Raw genomic sequence first — 21,469 nt, forward strand, 5'->3', positions numbered from 1 at the left:
AAAGGTGTCTGGTAAATTAACTCAATTTACCATGACACTGTTTGTATTTTTTACCCGAACCACATGGACATGGCTCGTTACGGCCAACTTTTGCATCGTTGCGTACAGTAACCGCTGCACCTTCTGGTGTTTCACCACCTACATGCTCGGCTTCTTCATGTTGATATTGCTTAGGTGTATTTTCAGCTTGCTGACGACGACGCTCTTCAACCGCTTCAACATCTTCTTCAGCACGCACTTGTACTTTTGCAAGAATGCTAACCACTTCCACTTTAAGTGCTTCTAACATATCAGAAAACAGCTCGAATGATTCACGCTTGTACTCTTGCTTTGGATTCTTCTGCGCATAACCGCGTAGACCAATACCTTGACGTAAGTGATCCATCGCAGCAAGGTGATCTTTCCAATGTTGGTCAAGTGTTTGTAACATAATCGCTTTTTCAAAGTGACGCAGCACATCTGCACCCACTTGATCTTCTTTATGTTTGTAAGCCGCTGTAACACCTTCTTCAATACGCTCACGAAGCTTTTCTTCGTAAAGTTTATTGTCTTCATCAAGCCATTGCTGGATTGGCATTTCAACTAGGAAATCGGCACGTAAACGCTCTTCAAGACCTGCGACATCCCACATATCAGCAAGTGATTGTGGTGGAATGTACTGATCGATAATACCGTTTAATACATCCGAGCGAATTGCTGTGATTGTTTCTGAAATATCGCCTTCTTCAAGCAATTCATTACGCTGTGTGTAAACAACACGACGTTGATCGTTTGCTACATCATCGTACTCAAGTAGTTGCTTACGAATATCAAAGTTACGCGCTTCAACTTTACGCTGTGCATTTTCAATTGCACGGTTTACCCACGGGTGCTCAATTGCTTCACCACGTTGCATACCGAGTTTACGCATCATGTTCATCATGCGTTCGCCAGCGAAAATACGCATCAGCGCATCTTCCATTGATAGGTAGAAACGACTTGAACCCGCATCACCTTGACGACCAGAACGACCACGTAACTGGTTATCAATACGACGTGATTCATGACGCTCAGTAGCAATAATGTGTAAACCACCTGCTTCTAGTACTGCATCATGGCGTTTTTGCCATTCTTCTTTAATCTTTGCAATTTGCTCATCAGATGGGTTTTCAAGTTGTTCAACTTCCAACTTCCAGTTACCACCTAACACGATATCGGTACCACGACCCGCCATGTTAGTAGCAATAGTTACCGCGCCTGCAAGGCCAGCATTGGCAACAATTTCAGCTTCTTGTTGGTGGAACTTTGCATTTAGTACGTTGTGCTTAATTTTCTCTTTGCGTAAAAACTGCGATAAGTATTCAGAGCTTTCGATTGAAATAGTACCCACAAGCACAGGCTGACCACGCTCTTGGCAGTCGCGAATGTCCGCTAAAATTGCTTCGTACTTTTCTTCTTGTGTTAAATAAACTAAATCCGCACGATCATCACGGATCATCGGCTTGTTAGTTGGAATAACAACGGTTTCTAAACCGTAAATTGACTGGAACTCAAATGCTTCTGTATCAGCTGTACCTGTCATACCAGCAAGTACATCATATAAACGGAAGTAATTCTGGAACGTGATTGATGCTAGTGTTTGGTTCTCATTTTGAATATTTACGCCTTCTTTTGCTTCAACAGCTTGGTGTAAACCTTCAGACCAACGACGGCCTTCCATAGTACGGCCTGTGTGCTCATCAACAATGATTACATCGCCATCTTTTACTACGTAATCAACGTCTTTTTGATAAAGCTTGTGCGCACGAAGTGCTGCATATACGTGGCTTAATAATGTGATGTTATTAGCAGAATAAAGCGAATCACCTTCATCAATTAAACCTAGCTCGGTAAGTAGCTCTTCAACACGTACTTGGCCACGCTCTGTAAGGTGTACTTGTTTCGCTTTTTCATCAATCGTGAAATCGCCATCACCTTCAACGCCTTCTTCATCTTCTTTTTCTTGCTGCTCTAGGCTTGGAACTAGCTTATCAATTTGCTGATAAAGTTCAGAACTGTCTTCCGCAGGACCAGAAATAATCAGTGGCGTACGCGCTTCATCAATTAAGATTGAGTCAACTTCATCCACTACGGCGTAGTATAAAGGACGTTGTACACGTTCATCTGGTGTAAACGCCATATTGTCACGTAAGTAGTCAAAACCGAATTCGTTGTTTGTACCGTAAGTAATGTCAGCAGCATAAGCTACTTTCTTTTGCTGCGGCATCATGCCCGGTACGTTACAACCAACAGTCAGACCTAAGAATTCAAAAAGTGCGCGGTTTGTTTCCGCATCACGTTTTGCAAGGTAGTCATTCACCGTAATAACGTGAACGCCTTTGCCTGTTAAACCATGTAAGTATGCTGGTAAAGTTGCTGTAAGGGTTTTACCTTCACCAGTACGCATTTCAGAGATTTTACCTTGGTGTAAAACCATACCACCAATCAGCTGTACATCGAAATGGCGCATACCATAAACACGCTTTGATGCTTCACGTACAACTGCAAATGCTTCAGCTAGAAATGAATCTAAGGTTTCACCATTATCATAACGCTTACGAAACTCAGCTGTTTTCGCTTTTAGTTCTTCATCCGACAGCCCTTCGTATTGCTGTTCTAATCCATTAATTTGCGCGACCGTTTTTCGTAAGTTTTTAATTATTCGATCATTGCGACTACCAAATATCTTGGTAAGTAAGTTAGCTATCATGATAAAACCGTTACAACCTTAGTTTAGTGACAAAACCCATGCCACTTTTCAAATTAATTGTGCGTACAGTATCAGCAGAGCACCGATATTGCTAGTTAACCCGACCAAACCTGGCTCGTTAACAATAGTGAAATTGCATTATTTGAGATAACTAGCAATATAGCCTTGTGTGATACAACTATATTTTTCTATATATTGAGACAAAACTGCCAAATTCAAGGGCGATATTTTATTCGTTTAATCACAGTGAGCCAAGTTTAATTTGCCCTTTGTTCTGCTTTATTTACAGCTTTTTACTTGCTGTAACTATTCTTGCCCAATACAATAATAAAAAAGAGGTATCTAACCATGGCTAAAAACAGGTTTGCACCTAAACCGCTAGGGGATGTACTGACTAACCTTCCTAATCGGCTGCAGCAGTTTTCAAATAAGAATCAAGAAAACAAGCAATTACAAAATTTGCTTGAACAAATACTTGATCAAAATATGCTACAAAAGTGCACCATAGCAAACTATCAAGATGGCACCTTAGTGTTAAACGCCCAATCTGCAGCAGTTGCAATGCGCCTAAACTATATGAAAATGAGCTTACTCAGTGACTTTAGACGCCTTGGTTTGCCTGAGTTGTGCCAGATTAAAATTCAAACATCGCCACGCAGCGCAAAAAGCCTACAAGCAAACCAACAACAGCAACAAAGCCAAGAAAAGAAACGCCTGACAAAAAGTGCACAGCAATCGCTGCTTGAAGTTGCTCAGCACGCACCGGATTCTCTAAGATTAAAACTCGAAAAACTCGCTAAGCTCGCAGATAGGTAATGGAATTTAGCGATAGTTAAGTTACTATAGAATCGCAATTATTTTTATTACTAACTTAGGTATGCGTTATGCTTAGATCACTTTTTTCAATCGCTTTACTAGCAACAAGCTTTAGTTCGCTTGCAGCGTGGCAACTACAAAACGACAGTTCAAAACTCAGCTTTGTCTCGGTAAAAAAAGACACAATCGGTGAAGTACACCACTTTAAAACATTATCTGGCACGATTGCTGACGACGGTAAATTATCTCTAGAAATTGACCTAACGTCTGTTGAAACTAATATCCCAATTCGCAATGAACGTATGCAAAGCATGCTATTCAATACTAAAGCATTTCCAACACTAACGTTAAGCGCCGATGTAAGCAAAGAACTTGCCGCAATGAAAAACGCACCGACACATGTATTTTCAGTACCTGCTACGTTGTCGCTAAATGGCATTGAAAAAACGCTTTCAATCGAAGTATTTGTTGCCCGTACTAGCCAAGATGATTTACTTGTCAGCGCAATGACACCTGTTGTAATTAATGCCAGTGACTTTAATCTAGACACAGGCGTAGCAGCGCTGCAAAAAGTAGCTGGCCTACCCAATATCGCGCGTGCTGTTCCTGTGACTTTCGTATTGCATTTCGCTAAGTAATTTTTGCGGCAAACATAGGCCTTGTTCAAAAATGAACCTTGCAGAATTAACACAACAAATTGAAACCAGTATTGCGCCATTTGAAACATGGCAGCCAGAAAGTTGTGGCGATATTGATATCACTATCAAACGCAATGGCGATTGGTATTTCCAAGAAAGTAAAATCAATCGCATTAATTTGGTAAAACTGTTTGCAAAAGTACTAACCAAAGAGCAAGGCCACTACTATTTAAAAACACCCGTTGAGAAAATGCGCATTCAGGTAGAGGATGCGCCTTTTCTAATTACGCATTGGTATCAAAAAGACGGCTTTATTGTTTGCTGCGATAACCTAGCAAGAGAGTATGTACTTGGTGAAAATCACACCTTAGAGATAAATGGTGACGTGCCTTACCTGCATTTACATCATGGTGTAATGGCGAAAGTATCACGAAACGTATTTTATCAATGGGCTGAAATCTCAGAGCAAAAAAAAGGCCGCTTTGCTATTTGCTCTGGCGGCCAAGACTTCTTTATTGGTTAAACTTTTAAATCACTCGCGAGAAGCGTGTTAGCTTTGCTTGTTGTTTTAAGTACGCATCAAACGTCATACAAATATTACGAATAAACAAACGCCCTTTATTTTCAACCACAAGCTGTTCATCGTTTAATGAGATCATGCCATCTTCAGCAAAACACGAAAGACCTGATAATTCTTCTGCAAAATAATCTGCAAAATTAATCGAAAACTTGCGCTCAACATCTGCGAAATTCAACTTAAAGTGACAAATAATTTCTTTAATCACAAATGCGCGAATTTTATCATCTGTGGTTAACGTTAGGCCTTTAACAACAGGTACGCCCGCCGTTTCAACGGTTTGATAATAATCTTTCAAATCTTTCGGGTTTTGGAAAATGCTATCGCCTACTTGCGAAATAGAGGATGCACCTAAACCCAATAAGTCACACTCACCGTGTGTGGTGTAGCCTTGGAAGTTACGATGCAATTTACCTTGTTGCTGCGCAATCGCCAACGAATCCGTGCTTTTGGCAAAATGATCCATGCCGATATTAACGTATCCAGCCTCAACCATTTGCGCCAAGGTGTTTTTAAACATTGTTAGCTTATGCTCTGGGCTAGGTAATTGCTCATCTTTAATTTTGCGCTGTGCAGCAAAACGATCAGGTAAATGGGCATAGTTAAATACCGAAACACGATCAGGCGACAGGGCTATTAAACGCGCCATGCTTTCTTGGAAGCTCTCTGGCGTTTGCAATGGTAAGCCGTAAATCATATCGGCATTCACTGAAGAAAAACCCAGTGCGCGCGCTTCAGTAACTAAGTTTGCAACGTTATCAGCACATTGTTCACGGTTTACAGCCTTTTGCACATCATCATTAAAATCTTGAATACCAAAAGACACACGATTAAAACCTAGCGAGCGTAAATGACTAAGCATATCTTCAGGTAAAGAGCGTGGGTCAATTTCAATTCCAGCTTGCACTTGGTCTGAAAAGTTAAAATACGTTTTAACAATCGCCATTAAACGGCTCATTTGTTCTTTTGTTAAAAACGTGGGTGTACCACCACCTAAATGTAACTGCTCGATTTTGTAATCTTTATAAAGAGTTGCTTGTGCTTTTGCTTCTTGCTCTAAAAAGTCTAAATACACATCTGCTTTATGTTGGTGGCGAGTAATTATTTTATTACAGCCGCAGTAATAGCATAGCTGGTGACAAAACGGTACATGAATATACAGCGACAAGCGCGTATTATCGCTTTTGGCGATCGCCTGTGTTACCGAATCAACAGAAAAGCCAGGCTCAAACGACAACGCCGTTGGATACGAAGTATAACGAGGACCTGACACATTGTATTTTTTTATAAGGGAGTTATCCCATTCAACGAAATTTTGCACGACTGAAACCTAACAATATTAAGGTTTAGCAAGTGTACAAAAGGAACGAGAAACCGGCTTTGATCCAAAACAATAAAGCCAGCAAGTGCTGGCTTTATTTACAGATTAGATAAGGTGGCTAATTAGCGAATACGTGTTTGGTATTCGGATCAGCTGGGAAGTAAGCTTCTAGCTTAGCGGCTTCGGCCAAAATGCCTTCTTCAAGCTCTTTTTCAGCACGCCAACGCTTGCTATCCATTTGGAAGACTTCTTTCTTACTGTATTTCTTACGCGCATCGTGGGTCGGCATTTCCTTTACCACATCATACATTTTGAAAACGTGCTGATATTCCGTTTCAAGATCCACTGTTTCAGAGAATTGATACTGCGACATCAACACCCAAATACGTAAACATCCTTCTGAATATTCACACTGCTTCTCTTTCATCGCGCGTGCAATCAAGTTAATGCTGTCGGCAATTTTTGCATTGCGCTCAGCCGCTTTAACTTTTAACTTTTCAATTTGCGCTTGTTGCTTTTCTTTTTGTACTTTCAGTTGAAATAACAACTTACCAGCGTAAAAAGCTAACCCTGCAACAATAGCAGCGGCAATAATAATGGCGATAACCCAAATAGCATTCACTACTTAAGCTCCTCCTCGTCATCATCACTTAACCATTCATCGGCAAGATCGTTCGACATAAATTGGTCAAGCATGTCTTCATCGTCAAACTCATCTTCATCATCAATACCTAACAAGTCGCAAAGTGCTTGGTGACGCTCTACCTTCGCGTTTAAGTATTTGATGTCTTTTCCTACTAACACTTCACCTGCATTTTGACGCTCAAGTAACGACATTAGCTTTTGATCGTTTTCAATTTGCTCAAGCTCTTGCTCTGGTGTTAGCTGAGGCTCACCGACTTTACGTAACTCTACTTGCGGCTGTAGATGACGCTTAAACTCTGGCTGTTGCTGAGTAACCTCTGCTTCAGGCACAAGACTAACAGGCTTTTTACTACCTAAACGGCTGTCTTTGCGTTGCTTACCCGCACCTTGCTGCTCATTTAAAGCATCTTGTGCGTTGCGCGTACCCGCTTTATTACCAGTACGCTTTTTAACACGCTGCTCTTTCAAAGCGCGTAGTTCGGCAAGTTTCTCTTTGCTAAGGCGGAAGCTTCCATTGCCACCGGTACCGATTTTGCGTGACTTTTTCTTTCTGGTCATAATTAAATCTAAAATTTTTACAAAACTAAGCTTATTTTACACTATTGCTGACTGTTTAAATAGCATCACGTCATCACCATGATATGCCAGTGATAAGCCATGGTGCTGTGCTAAATAATCAAACGTGGCCCGCGAAAAAAAATTGATATGCGTAATATCATTTTTGTAATGCCAATTTTTAAATCGGGCTTGGTCGATGACGAGCTTTGTCATCACAACTAATACGCCATTTGGCTTTAATAAGTTCAGTAGTTGCGCCCACACTTCGTTTGGATTGGCTAAATGTTCAATTACCTCAGTACAGGTTACAAAGTCGTATTGACGATTTAACACCTCAGTGTTTGGATAATAGAAGATATCGTAAAGCGCGGTAGCATGACCTTTCTCTGTGAGCATTTTGGCAAGTGCAGGACCCGGTCCACAACCAAAATCGAGACCCTGACTAGCTTCTGCTAATTCTGGCAGCAAAGGCGCTAAAGCGCGGCTCAGAAATTTCTGATAGCCCGTGTCATTTACATCATTTTCATGACTATCGTAGATTTGTTTTTCTTGCTCGAGTGAAATTAACTGGCTGCGCGCAACAAATACTAACTGACATAACTCACATTGATAGTAAGCTCTGCGTTTGTCTTCGCTGTAAAAGGTGCTTTTAGAATGCAAACATAATGGACAAGGTTCAGACATGGTTTAAACGTGAAATTTATTTGCCGTAATCATAGCAATTTTATTGCGACAAATAAAAAAGCGACAGAGAATCTCTGCCGCTTACTAATCTGAGTGTCTTATGACACTTCTCCCTTCGACTGTTTTAACCAACGAGTCTAATTTTATTATTATTTTACTATCCGTATTTTTATTATTTTCATCCGTGCTTTTTTTATTTTCGGTCTTCCTGACGCTTTCTTAGCAGTCCATTAATGTAACCTATGGTTACTTTCCCCTACGCACATAATTGTCGCTGCACTTCCGTATTTTACTGCTTTCCCTGTTATTTTTGTCCCTTGCGACAGGTGAATAATTTACTTGTTAATAAATTTGTTACAACTAATTTAACTAAAATAAATAAAAAAAGATTTCTTTAAAAATCGTGTTAACAATAAAAAACAGACACTTAAGCCATATCTAGTGACAAAATAGCGAATTAACTTACAGTTAACATTAGTCATTATCCTACCATGATTGTGAGAAATATCTCACAGACTAAGGTATAAAAAAAGCAGCTTGCGCTGCTTTTTTCATCACCTATAAAATATAAGTGTTATTAGTGAAGACCTGAAACATACTTAGAAAGTAGTTCAATGTCCTTATCTGTTAGCTTTTTCGCTAAATCGCGCATCATACCATTTAGGTCATTATTGCGATCACCTGAGCGGAATTTCTCAAGTTGCGCTTTTACGTAATCAGCATTTTGGAATGATACTTTCGGGAAGCCCGCTAATGATGTACCGTTACCACGAGGACCGTGACATGCTGCACATGCCGGAATACCACGTTCCGCATCACCTGCTTTGTATAGTTTACCACCTAGCTCAACCACTTCTTCTGGAGTGCTACCTGGTTCCATGTTAAGACTTGAAAAGTAAGCCGCGATATCGCGCATATCTTGCTCTGATAGTGGCATAGCCATACCACTCATTACAGGGTCCATACGACCTTCTGCACCGCCTGATGTCATACCTAATTTAAACTCTTTTAATTGCTTAAATAAGTATTGAGCGTGCTGACCTGCAAGTTTAGGGTGATTAGGAAGAGGTTTGTTTCCATCTACACCGTGACAAGCAACACATGTCGCAGCTTTTGTTTTACCAGCTTCTATATCGCCCTCAAAAGCAGCAGCTTGATTGACGCTGAACGCACCAGCAACCATCATTAAAGATAAAGCTATTTTTTTCATGCTATTTCTCTGTTTCGACCCTGTTAAAACCTGACAAGCAGGAATGAATACCAGCTAAAGTAGCCATATTCTACACGATTAAATTTTATCTGACACCTCTTGTGCCTTGATAAAACATATAAAATATAGGGGTTTTTACTAAAAAACTCCGTAAAGGCGCATTTCTTTGATCTTTCTCAAGGTTAATTTGGCCCATTAAAAAAGACAAAGCATTACTTATTTGGCTATTGTTAGTATAAAATACGCGCCCAGAAATAAAAGATATGTTAAAGGCAGTGTAGCAAAAATCTCTGAAAATAGGGATTCGCCTTTAATCTTAAGAAAGCGTTTTAAGGAGCTAACCTTGCTAAAGTCACGGGTTCAATATTCAAAAGCGAGCTTTATTACAAGTGCACCAGACATCACTAAACTGCCTGCTGATTCGGGTGTTGAAGTTGCGTTTGCAGGTCGTTCTAATGCGGGTAAATCAAGTGCGCTAAACACATTAACCGATCAAAAACTTGCGCGCACAAGTAAAACACCAGGTCGTACGCAGCTAATCAACACCTTCTCGCTGGGTGAAGATATGCGCATCATCGACTTACCAGGTTATGGTTTTGCCAAAGTACCACTTGAAATGAAAAAGAAGTGGCAGAAATCACTGGGTGAATACCTGCAAAAGCGTGAAAGTTTAAAAGGCATTGTGGTCTTAATGGATATTCGTCATCCATTAAAAGAGCTTGATATGGACCTTATTAACTGGGCCGTTGAAAGTGATTTAGAGATTCTTGCGCTACTTACTAAAGCCGACAAACTGAAACAAGGCAAGCGTAAAAGTGAAGTGCTAAAAGTTCGCCGCGAGTTAAAAGAACTCAGTGACAAAATTACTGTTCACGCGTTTTCATCATTAAAAGGCATTGGTTTACCGGAATTGGCAAAAACACTGGATGTTTGGTACTTAGGTGAAATTGACGCGATAGCGCCAGAACAAGAGTCAGACGAGCCAGAATAAAACGTTTGGGAAAAAACCGGTTGGTAAAAACCAACCGGGTATAGCAATCTGGGGAGAAGCTATTAAAACGCTGTACCCCGTAAGAGATACATCATCAACAGGATGTCCTTATAGGACGGCGCGCACTTTAACAAAGCAGATTTGCAAAATAAAGTTATATCGCGACAAATTGCAAAGAAATGTAACAATCTGCACTAAAATTCAGCAAACTTAAATTTAACATAAAAAAATAGCCAACATTAAATATTGGCTACTTAAAATTGTTGTTAATTTATGCGCAAACTAGTGAGCCTGCTCCCAGTTGTCACCTGAATCAGCTTCCACTAATAATGGTACGTCCAACTGAGCTGCTTCACTCATCAATGAACAAATTTTATCGCTAAATTCGTCCACTTTATCTGCGTTAATTTCAAACACCAATTCATCGTGAACTTGCATGATCATTTCAATATCATCTGACGATTGCGTTTTCAGCCAACCAGCTACATTGATCATTGCGCGCTTAATGATATCGGCAGCAGTGCCCTGCATTGGCGCGTTAATTGCCGCTCGTTCAGCTGCTTTACGACGCGCACCATTACGCGCTTTAATATCTGGCAAATATAAACGACGACCAAATAAGGTACTAACGTAACCTTTTTCAGCGGCATCTTCACGCGTGCGTTCCATATACTCAAGTACACCAGGGAAGCGTTCAAAATAGGTATCCATATAATGTTGTGCTTCATTACGCGGGATATCTAGTTGACGTGACAAACCAAAGGCACTCATGCCGTAAATTAGACCGAAGTTTACAGCCTTAGCTTTACGACGCATATCAGATGTAACGGTTTCAAGTGGTACACCAAATACTTCCGCAGCCGTTGCGCTGTGAACATCTTTACCTTCAGCAAATGCACTTAATAGGCCGTTATCTTGCGATAAATGCGCCATAATACGCAATTCAATTTGACTGTAGTCAGCCGCCATTATTAATTTGCCAGGAGCCGCAACAAAGGCCTGACGAATTCGGCGACCTGCTTCATTACGAATTGGAATATTCTGTAAGTTAGGATCGCTTGAACTTAAGCGACCTGTTGCGGTAACTGCTTGATGATACGAAGTATGCACACGCTGAGTTACTTCATCTACCATTTTAGGTAATTTATCAGTATACGTTGATTTGAGCTTGGCTAAACCACGGTGTTCAATAATCAATTTAGGCAATGGATAATCGTGAGCAAGTTCTTGCAGCACTTCTTCCGCTGTCGACGGCGCACCTTTTGGTGTTTTCTTTAATACTGGTAAGCCAAGTTTTTCAAACAGAATACCTTGTAATTGCTTGGTTGAGCTTAGGTTGAACTCCTCTTCTGCAATCTCATACGCTTCTTTTTCTAGCTCTTCAAGACGCGCTGCAATTTCAACACTTTGCTGTGCCAACATTTGGCTATCAATATGAACACCGGTACGTTCCATATCTGATAACACATTTACCAATGGCAATTCGATTGAATTGAAAACATCCACTAGCTCAGGCTCTTTTTCTAACATTGGCCAAAGCGTATTATGCAATCGCAAGGTTATGTCGGCATCTTCCGCCGCATAAGGTGCCGCTTTTTCTAGCTCAATTTGATTGAAGGTTAGCTGCGCTTTGCCTTTACCTGCAATTTCTTCAAAACTTATGTTTTTATGGCCGAGATATTTTAGCGCAAGTGAGTCCATATCATGACGAGTACCAACACTATTGAGTACGTAAGACTCAAGCATGGTATCAAAACGAATACCATTAAGTTCAATACCCGCTCGTGCTAATACGCTCCTATCGTATTTAAGGTTTTGCCCTACTTTTGCTTTATTTTCATCAGCTAAAATTGGCGCAAGTTTAGCAAATACTAGCTCGTGACTGAGTTGTGCTGGCGCACCTAAATAATCATGTTTAAGCGGCAAATAAGCTGCTTCCGCTTCTGTTACCGCAAAGCTCATACCGACTAGATCAGCTTGCATGTAATCAAGACTGGTGGTTTCAGTATCAAATGCGAAAAGATCTGCTGCTTGTAATTTAGCAACCCAACTATCTAACTGTGCTTCAGTTAATATCGTTTCGTAATTTGTTTCAACAGGTTTAGTTGCCACTTCAACTTCCGCAGCAGGTGCGGTGTCACCATCAAGTAATTCACTTAACCAACGCTTAAATTCACACTCGCCATAAAGCTTGATCAATTCATCAGTATTTGGCGCCGCAACTTCGAAAGAATCCAAGTTTTGCTCAACTTCTACATCCAACTTAATCGTTGCAAGCTCATAAGAAAGCCGAAGCTGTTCTTTATTATCTTCTAGTTTCTTCGACATGGTTTTTGAACCACGGAAACCAAGATCTGCGATTTTGTCTAAGTTATCGTAAAGTGAATCAATAGAGCCGAGTCCTTGCAGCATTGCAAGAGCCGTTTTTTCGCCCACACCTGGTACACCTGGAATGTTATCGACTTTATCGCCCATTAATGCGAGATAATCGATGATTAACTCAGGACCAATACCAAATTTATCAACAACTCCAGCAGGGTCCATAATCGTATTAGTCATGGTGTTGATAAGTGTTACATGCTCATCAACTAACTGCGCCATATCTTTATCGCCTGTACTAATAAGTACATGACGTTTTTGTTCTGACGCGCGTTTCGCTAATGTGCCAATTACATCATCGGCTTCAACACCCGGAATGCTAATAAGCGGTAAACCCATAGCCTTGATAATATTGTGAATAGGCTCAATTTGAGTGCGCAGATCATCAGGCATCGGTGGGCGGTTTGCCTTGTATTCAGAATACATATCATTGCGAAAAGTTGGACCTTTGGCGTCAAAGATCACTACCATATGACTTGGCGAATACTGCTTAACTAAACTCTTAAGCATATTAATTACACCATAGATAGCACCGGTGGCCTCACCTTTTGAGTTAGTTAGATGTGGTGGAGCATGGTAAGCACGGAATAAGTATGATGAACCATCAACCAAGATTAACGGATTTTCAGGGATCTGAGCCATTAGCACTCGCCTTAAAACGATTAAACATAAATTGCCGATAGCATGCCATATCCCCGATAAGAAAACGAGAATTCAGCTCTATAAACAACAGAAATAATCAGTGCAGTGCAAGCAGTAAACGAATTGTTGAAATATTCTTCAGGCCAACTGGTTGTAACCTGTGGATAAGTTTGTTAGTAAAGATGTAACGGAGCCTTCCCCGAATTTGAAAAAACAAATGGAGAATCTTGATTTTTGGTTAATATACAATGAGTTAACAAAGCTAATTTACTAGCGTATTGTTATTATTATTAATTTTCCAAGATGTGGAAACTGCTAAACTTTTTATCCTTAAAGCTTGGCAAGGAACATCCTAATCTTTAGCAGGGCAGTTACTCTACCAATAAAAGATCAAAGATCCTAGCGATCTTTTTATAATTTTTTTTTATTTACATCGTTTCTTTATAGCTAGAATATAATGCTTAACTAATCTTGAGATATGGAATAGATATATGAAAAAGATAGCAGTGATTTTAAGTGGCTGTGGTGTATTTGATGGCGCTGAAATTCATGAGGCAGTATTAACGCTGTTAAATATTGAACTGCAGGGTGCAAGTTACCAATGTTTCGCACCCAATATAGATCAACACCATGTAATTAATCATATCACTGGCGAGGAAATGCCTGAGAAACGCAACGTACTAGTCGAATCTGCGCGTATTGCACGAGGTGAGATCAAGGATCTTAAAGAGCTCAACATTTCAGAGTTTGATGCACTCGCTTTACCTGGTGGTTTTGGCGCTGCGAAAAATTTATGTGATTTCGCATTAAAAGGCGCTGAGTGCGAGATCAATGAAGACGTTGCCAACGCGTGTCGTGCATTTGCTGATGCGCAAAAACCGGCAGCCTATATTTGTATTGCACCGGCAATTATTCCACAAGTTTACGCCGCAGGCACACTTGCAACCATTGGCAATGACCTAGATACAGCAAATATTGTTAACGCATTAGGCGCAGCACACCAAAACTGTGCGGTAGACGATATTATTGTCGACCAAAGTGCAAAAGTAATCAGCACGCCAGCTTATATGTTAGCGACAAATATTCGCGAAGCGGCAAGCGGTATTGAAAAAGCCATCGCACAATTAGTAAAAATGAGCTAACCCTGTAACAAAAGAAAAAGTTGCGCTAGCGCAACTTTTTCATATTTTACGACTAAATAGCCATAACTAACCATTTTATAAATTCGCAGCAAACGTTATAATTGTGCTAATTTCCGTCTATTGTGATTGATCACCTCAATTTGTGAGCAAGTAAAAAATGAAAAAATTAACAGCAGCATTACTAATGATGAGTGCAACTGTCGCAGTTGCAGCACCTTTTGATAACTCGTTAACTGAAGAAGCAATTAAAAAACGTATCGCTCCAGTTGGCTCTGTTTATTTAGCAGGTGCAGAACCAGTTGTTGCTGAGCCAACAGGTCCACGTACTGGCCAACAAGTGTATCAAGCAAGTTGTTTTGGTTGTCACGGTACAGGTGCTCTAGGCGCGCCAAAGACAAAAGCTGACTGGGATACTCGCATGGCGAAAGGCATGGATGTACTAATGCAGCATGCAATTAATGGTTTCAATGCAATGCCTCCTCGCGGTACGTGTATGAACTGTTCTGATGATGAAATTAAAGATGCAATTGAGTTTATGGCAAAAGGCCAATAAACATAAAACGTATTGTAAAAAAGCCGCTTAACTAAGCGGCTTTTTTATTGGTTAACATTTATATAACTAAGAAAACACTAGTTAGAATAAAAAAGAATATTCGACTTATTTAAAAATCTATATTTATCAATAAGTTAAACATCATAACGATTTCATCGACAAGATTGCTATTTAAAACGAAAAATGGAAAAATAAGGTTAAAAAATAGGCAGTGATTAACTGTGTGGTTCGGTTGGGTTCACACTGCTATAAATTCTACCTAATAATAAGAAATAGCAATGGAAGATGCTCATGCCGATAGCGGCTCACAGCAAAGAAAAATAAAGCGCTTAAAAAGTTTAGTAAAGAAATATCAAACCTCTTTGCAAACGCAAACTGCGTTATTACAGCTATCCGAACAAGCAAGTAAAGTATCAGAACTTACCTTGCTCTACCCCGCTATTCAGCAAATTTTAGAAAGCAGCCTTCCGTGTAGAAACTTTTATGTGGTGTTATTCAACCCAGATATAGGCGAACTCGAACTTACTTATTTTGTCGACGAGATCGATGGCATTCATTTACCAATTCAAGCCCAACAAACAGGAATGCTCGATAATTCGCTTACCGGACTTGTATTTAAGACCGGAAAAACCAAACTATTTAATAAAGAACAAATTGCTGATTGCGAAATTAAAGGTGTATGCCGCGTTATGGGCACGCCCTGTGAATACTGGTTAGGTGTGCCAATCCATCATGATGGTCGCGTGATAGGCGTTATGGCAACGCAAAGCTATAATGTAAATCAGCCGTTTGATGATAGTCAGATAGCACTTTTCGAAACGGTTGCATTCTATTTTAGTACCGCGGTTGAACGTGTTAAAAAGCGCCAGTATATGGCGCAACAAGTTGCTGAGCGCACAGAACAGTTAAGCCGCGAAATTGCGCGAAACCAAGATACTATTCGCAAACAAAACATTTTGTACGCGATTTCTAAGCTAGCAACAAAAAGTCTTAACAACCAAGACTTTTTTGAGCGAGTTCACAATATTGTTAACGAAGAAGTCTTCGCTAAAAACCTATTTATCGCGCTTTATGATCACAGCGAAAATATGATCAGCTGTCCTTACGCAGTGGATGAAATGTCTGTTGATTATCAACCTCGTACCTTCTCTAAAGGATTAACTGAATTTGTTATTCGCTCAGGTAAAACGGAATTATTTGACCAAAACCGTGTGTTAAATGAAGTGGCAAAAGGCCATGTTGAGCTGCCAGCTAAATTTAATAATTCTCCTTTACCAACTTCTTGGATTGGCGTGCCGCTTTATCACCACCAACAAGTAATTGGTGTATTGGCTTGTCAGGCGTTTAATAACGAATACAGCTACAAACAATCTGATATTGAACTTATCTCTTTTGTCTCTGAGCAAATTTCCAATGTAATCGTAAAACACTTGGCAGATAACCAATTAGAGCAAAGAGTGAAAGAAAAAACAGCTGAATTACAGCAAGCCAACATTCATTTGCAATTGCAAATTGAAGAGCGTAAGAAAATTGAGCGGCAATTATTTCATGATGCCCATCATGATAATTTAACAGGCTTAGCAAACCGAAGTTTGTTTATTTCTCAATTAGATAAAACTCTGCAACGCCATAAGCGGGATAAATCGCACGGCTTTGCTGTGATGTTTATTGACCTCGATAATTTTAAAGATATCAATGACACTCTCGGTCATCACGCTGGCGATAAATTTTTAAAATCGACTGCTAATGAGTTTTCTACCTGCATTCGTGAGCATGATTTACTAGCACGTTTTGGTGGTGATGAATTTGTTATTTTATTAACTCATTTACAGCACAAAGACGAAGCTGAGCTTATCGCTAAGCGCATTATTAAATTAATGAATAAACCATTTTGTATTAATGAATTATGCATTAAAAGTGGGGCAAGCATTGGTATTGCATACAGCAATAAAGCCTATACCAGCACAGACCAAATTATTCGCGATGCAGACAGTGCCATGTATCAAGCGAAGAAATCAGGTAAAGGTACCATTGAGCTCAGCGCTGAACACCTAGAGCCAAGAAGTAGCCTGATTTGCCCAACAGAAATAAACGCTGGGCAACTGAGTTTTGCCAAATCAAATGTGATTGATCTGCATAAAGATCACAGTGTCGCTACTTTTTACAATCCACAGCTAACACTGGAATCAGGTGCAACAATAGCCCTTGCTCACTTATTACAAGAACAACATGCAGCAATTGATTATTGTGATTACTTATTAAATCAAATTCTCCCTCATGTTGTGCAAAATGGTACGGTGTTTTTGCAACTGCATACCAGTATTTTGGCACGTGAATTTGATCGTTTTTACACAGAACTAAGTAAGTCAGCAAATAATATTTGCTGGTTAATTAACGACAGTAACCTTGCTGAAATGTCGACGACCCAAGTTAATAATCTAGCAAAGCTCAAAAAATTGGGATTCAAAATAGGTGTTATTGACGTTGCTCGTCAGCAAATCGATCTTGCAAAGCTAACCTGTGTGGAATTTGATTTTATGCAGTTAGAGCTTAACTTTTGTCGAAAATTAGTCACAGAGAAAATAGCACAGCAACAGCTTGCAGCCTTACTTGCACTAACAAAAGGCAGTAAGTGTGAAATTATTGCAACCGGACCTGCCATAGTGAATTTTCAGTCGGCGCTCAAAATACTCGGTATCAACTTATTCTTAAGCCAGCTAACGCAAGGCTCTGAGCAGCTATCGCAGATAGATAAAAGCCAATCACTGCTCAGTAAAACCAATAAAAAGTAAACGTTATTTCTTTAACATGGCGCGTAAATTAGCTACTCGCGCTTGGCCTTTTTCCATACGTTGTTGTTGGTTTTGCGGTTGTTTTCGCATCTCGTAAGCAAGATCATCTTGTGGCATTTCAGCAACAAAACGACTTAACTCTGGCGTTGCCGTTTCACCGAACATTCTGCGCTCTTTTGCATAGGTTAAAATCAACTCTTGCTGCGCACGAGTAATGCCTACGTAAGCTAAACGCCTTTCTTCTTCAACGTTATCTTCATCAATACTGGTTTGGTGTGGCAACAATCCCTCTTCCATTCCCACCATAAACACATACGGATATTCCAAGCCTTTCGATGCGTGTAATGTCAGTAATTGCACCGCATCTGACTCGTCTTCTTCTTCATTGCGTTCAAGCATGTCGCGCAGAGTTAGCTTCATCACAACCTCAGGTAAGGTCAGCGGCGGGTTATCGCTACTGCCAACCAACATATCGGTGATCCAACGATACAGCTCCGACACGTTTTTCATACGCATTTCAGCTGCTTTAGCGCTGGTTGAGGTCTCATACAAATAGTCTTCGTAATTAATCTCGCGTACCATGTCTTTTACAGCTTCAAGAGTATCTCCGCGAGTTGCGCGGTCAGAAAGCTCAACCACCCAACGGGCAAAACCCATTAACGCATTATAACCGCGCCCAGCTAAGCGCGATGATAATTCAGGCTCAAAACACGCAGCAAACAAACTAATGTGCTTTTCGTTCGCCAGCGATCCTAATTTCTCAAGTGTGATAGGACCAATTTCACGACGTGGCGTATTTACGATACGTAAAAAGGCATTATCGTCATCTTGATTCACCAACAATCTTAAATACGCCATGATGTCTTTAATTTCTGCACGTGAGAAAAACGACATACCGCCGCTAATTTTGTAAGGAATATGGCTTCCCATTAAGGCTTTTTCAAATACCCTTGCTTGGTGATTACCACGATACAAAATCGCGTAGTCTTTATAGCTGGTGCGCTTCATAAACTTATGCGAAATAATCTCAGCAACCACTCTCTCAGCTTCATGCTCTTCATCTTTTGTCGCGATAACTTTAATCTGTTCGCCGTATGCTAATTCACTAAATAACTTTTTATCAAACACGTGCGGGTTATTTGCAATAAGAATATTGGCAGACTTAAGAATTCGGCCAGCACTACGATAATTTTGCTCAAGTTTAATTAAACGTAATCCGGGAAAGTCTTTACTCAACAGCACTAGGTTTTGTGGCTTTGCCCCGCGCCAAGAATAGATACTTTGGTCATCATCGCCTACCACGGTAAAGCGCGCTCGCTCACCCACTAACAGTTTAACTAATTGGTATTGGCTGGTGTTGGTATCTTGATATTCATCCACCAACAAATAGCGAAAGCGATTTTGCCAGCGTTCACGCACCTCTGGCTTAGCGCTTAGCAGCAAAGTTGGGATCATAATTAAATCATCAAAATCGAGCGCATTATAGGCGCGCAATTGATTTTGAAAACGCGCATAAAGCTGAGCAAATTGTACTTTTTGTTGCTCTCTCGCTTCCGCAATGGCCTGCTGTGGCAAAATCAGGTCATTTTTCCAATTCGAAATTTGCATTTTTAACAGATTAAGTAAGTCTTTATCGCCTTTTAATTCGGGCTCTGTTAAATCAGCCAAGAGTTTGTTGCTGTCTTGGTCATCAAATAATGAAAAACCTGGTTTATAACCCAGTGCATCTAGCTCTTTTTTAACAATTTCCAAGCCAAGCGTGTGAAACGTAGAAACCCATAACCCTTTCGCTTCTTGCTTACCCAGTGTTTGTGCCACACGCTCACGCATTTCTTTTGCTGCTTTATTAGTAAAGGTTACCGCTGCAATATTGCGTGCCTTGTATTCGCACTTTTGCACTAAGTAGGCAATTTTATTTGTGATTACACGGGTTTTACCTGAGCCAGCGCCTGCCAGCACTAGGCATGGACCACTGATATATTTAACCGCTTCATCTTGTTTAGGATTGAGTTTCATTAAAATCGCTTGCATTAATACAACAAAGAAAGGGATTTTAAAATGCAGCTATGTCAGGCGCAAGGATTGTCTTTGCCTGTACGCCCTGATGGGTTAAACTAAACACAGTTTTTATTACTAGAATTTGACTATGATTAACCCAGCTAAACTTGAAGAAATTGCCAAGCAAATTACTGAAAACATGCCACAAGGTGTTAAAAACTTAGCAGATACATTGGAAGGCAAAACGAAACAAGCTATTCAAAATAAATTAAGTGAAATGGATTTTGTTAGCCGTGAAGATTTTGAAGTACAAAGCCAAGTATTATTAAGAACACGTGAGAAGTTGGCGATTTTAGAGCAACGTGTGAACGAGCTAGAAGCAAAGCTTGCCGATAAAGACGCAGAATAAAAAAGAAGCTAAAGCGCTTCTTTTTCCTGTGCTTTTAATTTTGCTAACTCGCTGTTAAATGCGTCTAAAAACCAGCGGTGCTCTACTAAAAAGTTATTTGAAAAGTAAACCGAGAAATCTCTGCTTGCTTCAATAACACTTGCTATATTATCAAGGCTTTGCGAGCGTTTTGATAACGCATGAACAAACACACTCTCCGATAAAAACACCGCATCTAGTCGGTCAGCCAACAGCATTTCAACTAGCGTATCCACATCATTACTAAGCGTTGCTATAGGATAATTATTATCTTGCAGCCACACCTGCGTATTGGTGTTTAAAATAGTGCCTATTTTTGCTTGTTCGCGAAATCCACTGTGTTTCACATCAATTACATTAGATGTTTTATAAAACCAGCTCCAATTATTAATGAGTACCGCATCGCTAATTTTTGCAATACGGTCGCGAAAACGGTTTTGCGTCGCTAAGAAAAAACCATCAACATTGCCACTTCGCATTTCACGCAGCGCCACACCGTAATTTGCAACAAGCTCAAACTCGTAGTTTACTTCCAAGTTATTAAGTACTTGCGTTACACGCACAATACCTTGCCCTGTAAGCTTTTTATTTTCATTTAAATAAATGTACGGTGGAAAATGCGGCACTGCAAAACGCAGTGTTATTTTTTGCTCTGTCGTTTGTGGTAAAACTTGCTCGGCATAGGCATTATTAGCTGTTAAGGCAAAATACGCACTAACGACTAAACACACCTTGAACGGCATTGTTATAAATTTTTGCCACATCGTTCGCCCCATTAATGCTGGTTTCTAAATCTCTAATATGGCCATCGGCCAACCCATATATCCAGCCATGGACTTCTAATGCTTGCCCTCTTTCCCACGCATCCATCACGATATTTGTTTGGCACACATTCTTCACTTGCTCAATGACGTTTATTTCACATAAGCGATCAAACTTTTGCTGCTCACTAACAGAACTACTAAGTTCAGTCTCATATTTATCGCGCGCATCGACAACATGACGCAGCCAATTATCGATTAAACCAAGTCGAATGCCGTCAAGCGCTGCTTTTACGCCACCACAGCCGTAGTGCCCTACAACCATAATGTGTTTTACTTTTAAAACCTCTACTGCATATTGTAGTACAGACAAGCAGTTATGGTCGGTATGTACCACCATATTTGCCACATTTCTATGAACAAATAATTCGCCCGGTAATAGACCCACTATCTCGTTAGCTGGCACACGGGAGTCGGCACAGCCGATCCATAAATATTCGGGGTTTTGTTGCATTGAAAGAATCTTAAAAAACTCAGGATCCCGATCCGTTGTTTCTTTTGCCCACGAGCGATTCTTAACAAAAAGATGCGCGAGTTTATTCATCAG

General features: G+C 40.2%; 18 protein-coding genes. 8 read left to right on the plus strand and 10 right to left on the minus strand.

Going from position 1 to position 21,469, the window contains the following annotated elements; translation table 11 throughout:
- Positions 1-16: 16 nt before the first annotated feature.
- On the minus strand, positions 17-2,728 hold the full coding sequence (secA, locus tag PSPO_RS12770; protein ID WP_010561654.1) for a preprotein translocase subunit SecA: 2,712 nt from the start codon (positions 2,726-2,728) through the stop codon (positions 17-19).
- Positions 2,729-3,076: 348 nt separating this feature from the next.
- Here secA and PSPO_RS12775 point away from each other — a divergent pair, with 348 nt between their 5' ends.
- The 3 genes from PSPO_RS12775 (at position 3,077) to PSPO_RS12785 (ending at position 4,705) form a co-directional block, all read left to right on the plus strand.
- A complete protein-coding gene (locus tag PSPO_RS12775) occupies positions 3,077-3,544 on the plus strand; it encodes a DciA family protein (protein ID WP_010561653.1) in 468 nt (155 codons plus the stop codon).
- A 68-nt stretch (positions 3,545-3,612) separates the two neighbouring features.
- Complete coding sequence (locus PSPO_RS12780) at positions 3,613-4,182, plus strand: YceI family protein (RefSeq protein ID WP_010561652.1); 570 nt, start codon at positions 3,613-3,615, stop codon at positions 4,180-4,182.
- A gap of 31 nt (positions 4,183-4,213) precedes the next feature.
- Positions 4,214-4,705: a DUF1285 domain-containing protein gene (locus tag PSPO_RS12785; RefSeq protein ID WP_010561651.1), complete on the plus strand. Its 492-nt coding sequence runs from the start codon at positions 4,214-4,216 to the stop codon at positions 4,703-4,705.
- A gap of 4 nt (positions 4,706-4,709) precedes the next feature.
- Here the strand turns inward: PSPO_RS12785 and hemN are convergent, their stop codons facing one another.
- The 5 genes from hemN to PSPO_RS12810 all read right to left on the minus strand — a co-directional run bounded on the left by hemN (position 4,710) and on the right by PSPO_RS12810 (position 9,177).
- Positions 4,710-6,080: an oxygen-independent coproporphyrinogen III oxidase gene (gene hemN / locus PSPO_RS12790; protein ID WP_010561650.1), complete on the minus strand. Its 1,371-nt coding sequence runs from the start codon at positions 6,078-6,080 to the stop codon at positions 4,710-4,712.
- Positions 6,081-6,198: 118 nt separating this feature from the next.
- Positions 6,199-6,702 (minus strand): DUF2489 domain-containing protein, encoded by a 504-nt coding sequence (locus PSPO_RS12795; RefSeq protein ID WP_010561649.1) that lies wholly within the window; start codon positions 6,700-6,702, stop codon positions 6,199-6,201.
- A complete protein-coding gene (yihI, locus tag PSPO_RS12800; RefSeq protein ID WP_010561648.1) occupies positions 6,702-7,283 on the minus strand; it encodes a Der GTPase-activating protein YihI in 582 nt (193 codons plus the stop codon). Before yihI ends, PSPO_RS12795 begins: the two co-directional genes overlap by 1 nt.
- A gap of 36 nt (positions 7,284-7,319) precedes the next feature.
- Positions 7,320-7,967, minus strand: coding sequence for a class I SAM-dependent methyltransferase (locus PSPO_RS12805; protein WP_010561647.1), 648 nt, complete (start codon positions 7,965-7,967; stop codon positions 7,320-7,322).
- A gap of 577 nt (positions 7,968-8,544) precedes the next feature.
- Positions 8,545-9,177 (minus strand): c-type cytochrome, encoded by a 633-nt coding sequence (locus PSPO_RS12810; protein ID WP_010561646.1) that lies wholly within the window; start codon positions 9,175-9,177, stop codon positions 8,545-8,547.
- A gap of 343 nt (positions 9,178-9,520) precedes the next feature.
- Between PSPO_RS12810 and yihA the strand changes: the two genes are divergently transcribed.
- Positions 9,521-10,168 carry a ribosome biogenesis GTP-binding protein YihA/YsxC gene (gene yihA / locus PSPO_RS12815; protein ID WP_010561645.1) on the plus strand — a complete coding sequence of 216 codons (648 nt, stop codon included), beginning with the start codon at positions 9,521-9,523 and terminating at the stop codon, positions 10,166-10,168.
- 282 nt (positions 10,169-10,450) lie between these two features.
- On the opposite strand, the gene polA is transcribed toward yihA, so the two are convergent.
- Positions 10,451-13,189 carry a DNA polymerase I gene (polA, locus tag PSPO_RS12820; protein ID WP_010561644.1) on the minus strand — a complete coding sequence of 913 codons (2,739 nt, stop codon included), beginning with the start codon at positions 13,187-13,189 and terminating at the stop codon, positions 10,451-10,453.
- Between the two features lie 491 nt (positions 13,190-13,680).
- Between polA and elbB the strand changes: the two genes are divergently transcribed.
- From elbB to PSPO_RS12835, 3 genes are all read left to right on the plus strand, one after another.
- Positions 13,681-14,331: an isoprenoid biosynthesis glyoxalase ElbB gene (gene elbB, locus PSPO_RS12825; protein ID WP_010561643.1), complete on the plus strand. Its 651-nt coding sequence runs from the start codon at positions 13,681-13,683 to the stop codon at positions 14,329-14,331.
- 157 nt (positions 14,332-14,488) lie between these two features.
- Positions 14,489-14,884 carry a c-type cytochrome gene (locus PSPO_RS12830; RefSeq protein WP_010561642.1) on the plus strand — a complete coding sequence of 132 codons (396 nt, stop codon included), beginning with the start codon at positions 14,489-14,491 and terminating at the stop codon, positions 14,882-14,884.
- A gap of 278 nt (positions 14,885-15,162) precedes the next feature.
- Positions 15,163-17,676 (plus strand): sensor domain-containing diguanylate cyclase, encoded by a 2,514-nt coding sequence (locus tag PSPO_RS12835; RefSeq protein ID WP_010561641.1) that lies wholly within the window; start codon positions 15,163-15,165, stop codon positions 17,674-17,676.
- 3 nt (positions 17,677-17,679) lie between these two features.
- On the opposite strand, the gene rep is transcribed toward PSPO_RS12835, so the two are convergent.
- Positions 17,680-19,692 (minus strand): DNA helicase Rep, encoded by a 2,013-nt coding sequence (gene rep, locus PSPO_RS12840; RefSeq protein WP_010561640.1) that lies wholly within the window; start codon positions 19,690-19,692, stop codon positions 17,680-17,682.
- Positions 19,693-19,822: 130 nt separating this feature from the next.
- On the opposite strand from rep, the gene ubiK reads away from it, so the two are divergent.
- Positions 19,823-20,083 carry a ubiquinone biosynthesis accessory factor UbiK gene (ubiK, locus tag PSPO_RS12845; protein WP_010561639.1) on the plus strand — a complete coding sequence of 87 codons (261 nt, stop codon included), beginning with the start codon at positions 19,823-19,825 and terminating at the stop codon, positions 20,081-20,083.
- Positions 20,084-20,091: 8 nt separating this feature from the next.
- Here ubiK and PSPO_RS12850 read toward each other — a convergent pair whose 3' ends face one another.
- A complete protein-coding gene (locus PSPO_RS12850) occupies positions 20,092-20,865 on the minus strand; it encodes a substrate-binding periplasmic protein (protein WP_010561638.1) in 774 nt (257 codons plus the stop codon).
- Positions 20,816-21,466, minus strand: coding sequence for a carbonate dehydratase (can, locus tag PSPO_RS12855; protein WP_010561637.1), 651 nt, complete (start codon positions 21,464-21,466; stop codon positions 20,816-20,818). Before can ends, PSPO_RS12850 begins: the two co-directional genes overlap by 50 nt.
- Positions 21,467-21,469: the final 3 nt, after the last annotated feature.

It is taken from the genome of Pseudoalteromonas spongiae UST010723-006 (genome assembly GCF_000238255.3).
GTDB lineage: Bacteria > Pseudomonadota > Gammaproteobacteria > Enterobacterales > Alteromonadaceae > Pseudoalteromonas > Pseudoalteromonas spongiae.

Excerpts from the sequence above, each read along its gene's own strand:
- secA (WP_010561654.1), bottom strand. The coding sequence starts at position 2,728 with ATGATAGCTAACTTACTTACCAAGATATTTGGTAGTCGCAATGATCGA.
- PSPO_RS12775 (WP_010561653.1), top strand. The coding sequence starts at position 3,077 with ATGGCTAAAAACAGGTTTGCACCTAAACCGCTAGGGGATGTACTGACT.
- PSPO_RS12780 (WP_010561652.1), top strand. The coding sequence starts at position 3,613 with ATGCTTAGATCACTTTTTTCAATCGCTTTACTAGCAACAAGCTTTAGT.
- PSPO_RS12785 (WP_010561651.1), top strand. The coding sequence starts at position 4,214 with ATGAACCTTGCAGAATTAACACAACAAATTGAAACCAGTATTGCGCCA.
- yihI (WP_010561648.1), bottom strand. The coding sequence starts at position 7,283 with ATGACCAGAAAGAAAAAGTCACGCAAAATCGGTACCGGTGGCAATGGA.
- PSPO_RS12805 (WP_010561647.1), bottom strand. The coding sequence starts at position 7,967 with ATGTCTGAACCTTGTCCATTATGTTTGCATTCTAAAAGCACCTTTTAC.
- PSPO_RS12810 (WP_010561646.1), bottom strand. The coding sequence starts at position 9,177 with ATGAAAAAAATAGCTTTATCTTTAATGATGGTTGCTGGTGCGTTCAGC.
- polA (WP_010561644.1), bottom strand. The coding sequence starts at position 13,189 with ATGGCTCAGATCCCTGAAAATCCGTTAATCTTGGTTGATGGTTCATCA.
- elbB (WP_010561643.1), top strand. The coding sequence starts at position 13,681 with ATGAAAAAGATAGCAGTGATTTTAAGTGGCTGTGGTGTATTTGATGGC.
- PSPO_RS12830 (WP_010561642.1), top strand. The coding sequence starts at position 14,489 with ATGAAAAAATTAACAGCAGCATTACTAATGATGAGTGCAACTGTCGCA.
- PSPO_RS12835 (WP_010561641.1), top strand. The coding sequence starts at position 15,163 with ATGGAAGATGCTCATGCCGATAGCGGCTCACAGCAAAGAAAAATAAAG.
- rep (WP_010561640.1), bottom strand. The coding sequence starts at position 19,692 with ATGAAACTCAATCCTAAACAAGATGAAGCGGTTAAATATATCAGTGGT.
- ubiK (WP_010561639.1), top strand. The coding sequence starts at position 19,823 with ATGATTAACCCAGCTAAACTTGAAGAAATTGCCAAGCAAATTACTGAA.
- PSPO_RS12850 (WP_010561638.1), bottom strand. The coding sequence starts at position 20,865 with ATGTGGCAAAAATTTATAACAATGCCGTTCAAGGTGTGTTTAGTCGTT.
- can (WP_010561637.1), bottom strand. The coding sequence starts at position 21,466 with ATGAATAAACTCGCGCATCTTTTTGTTAAGAATCGCTCGTGGGCAAAA.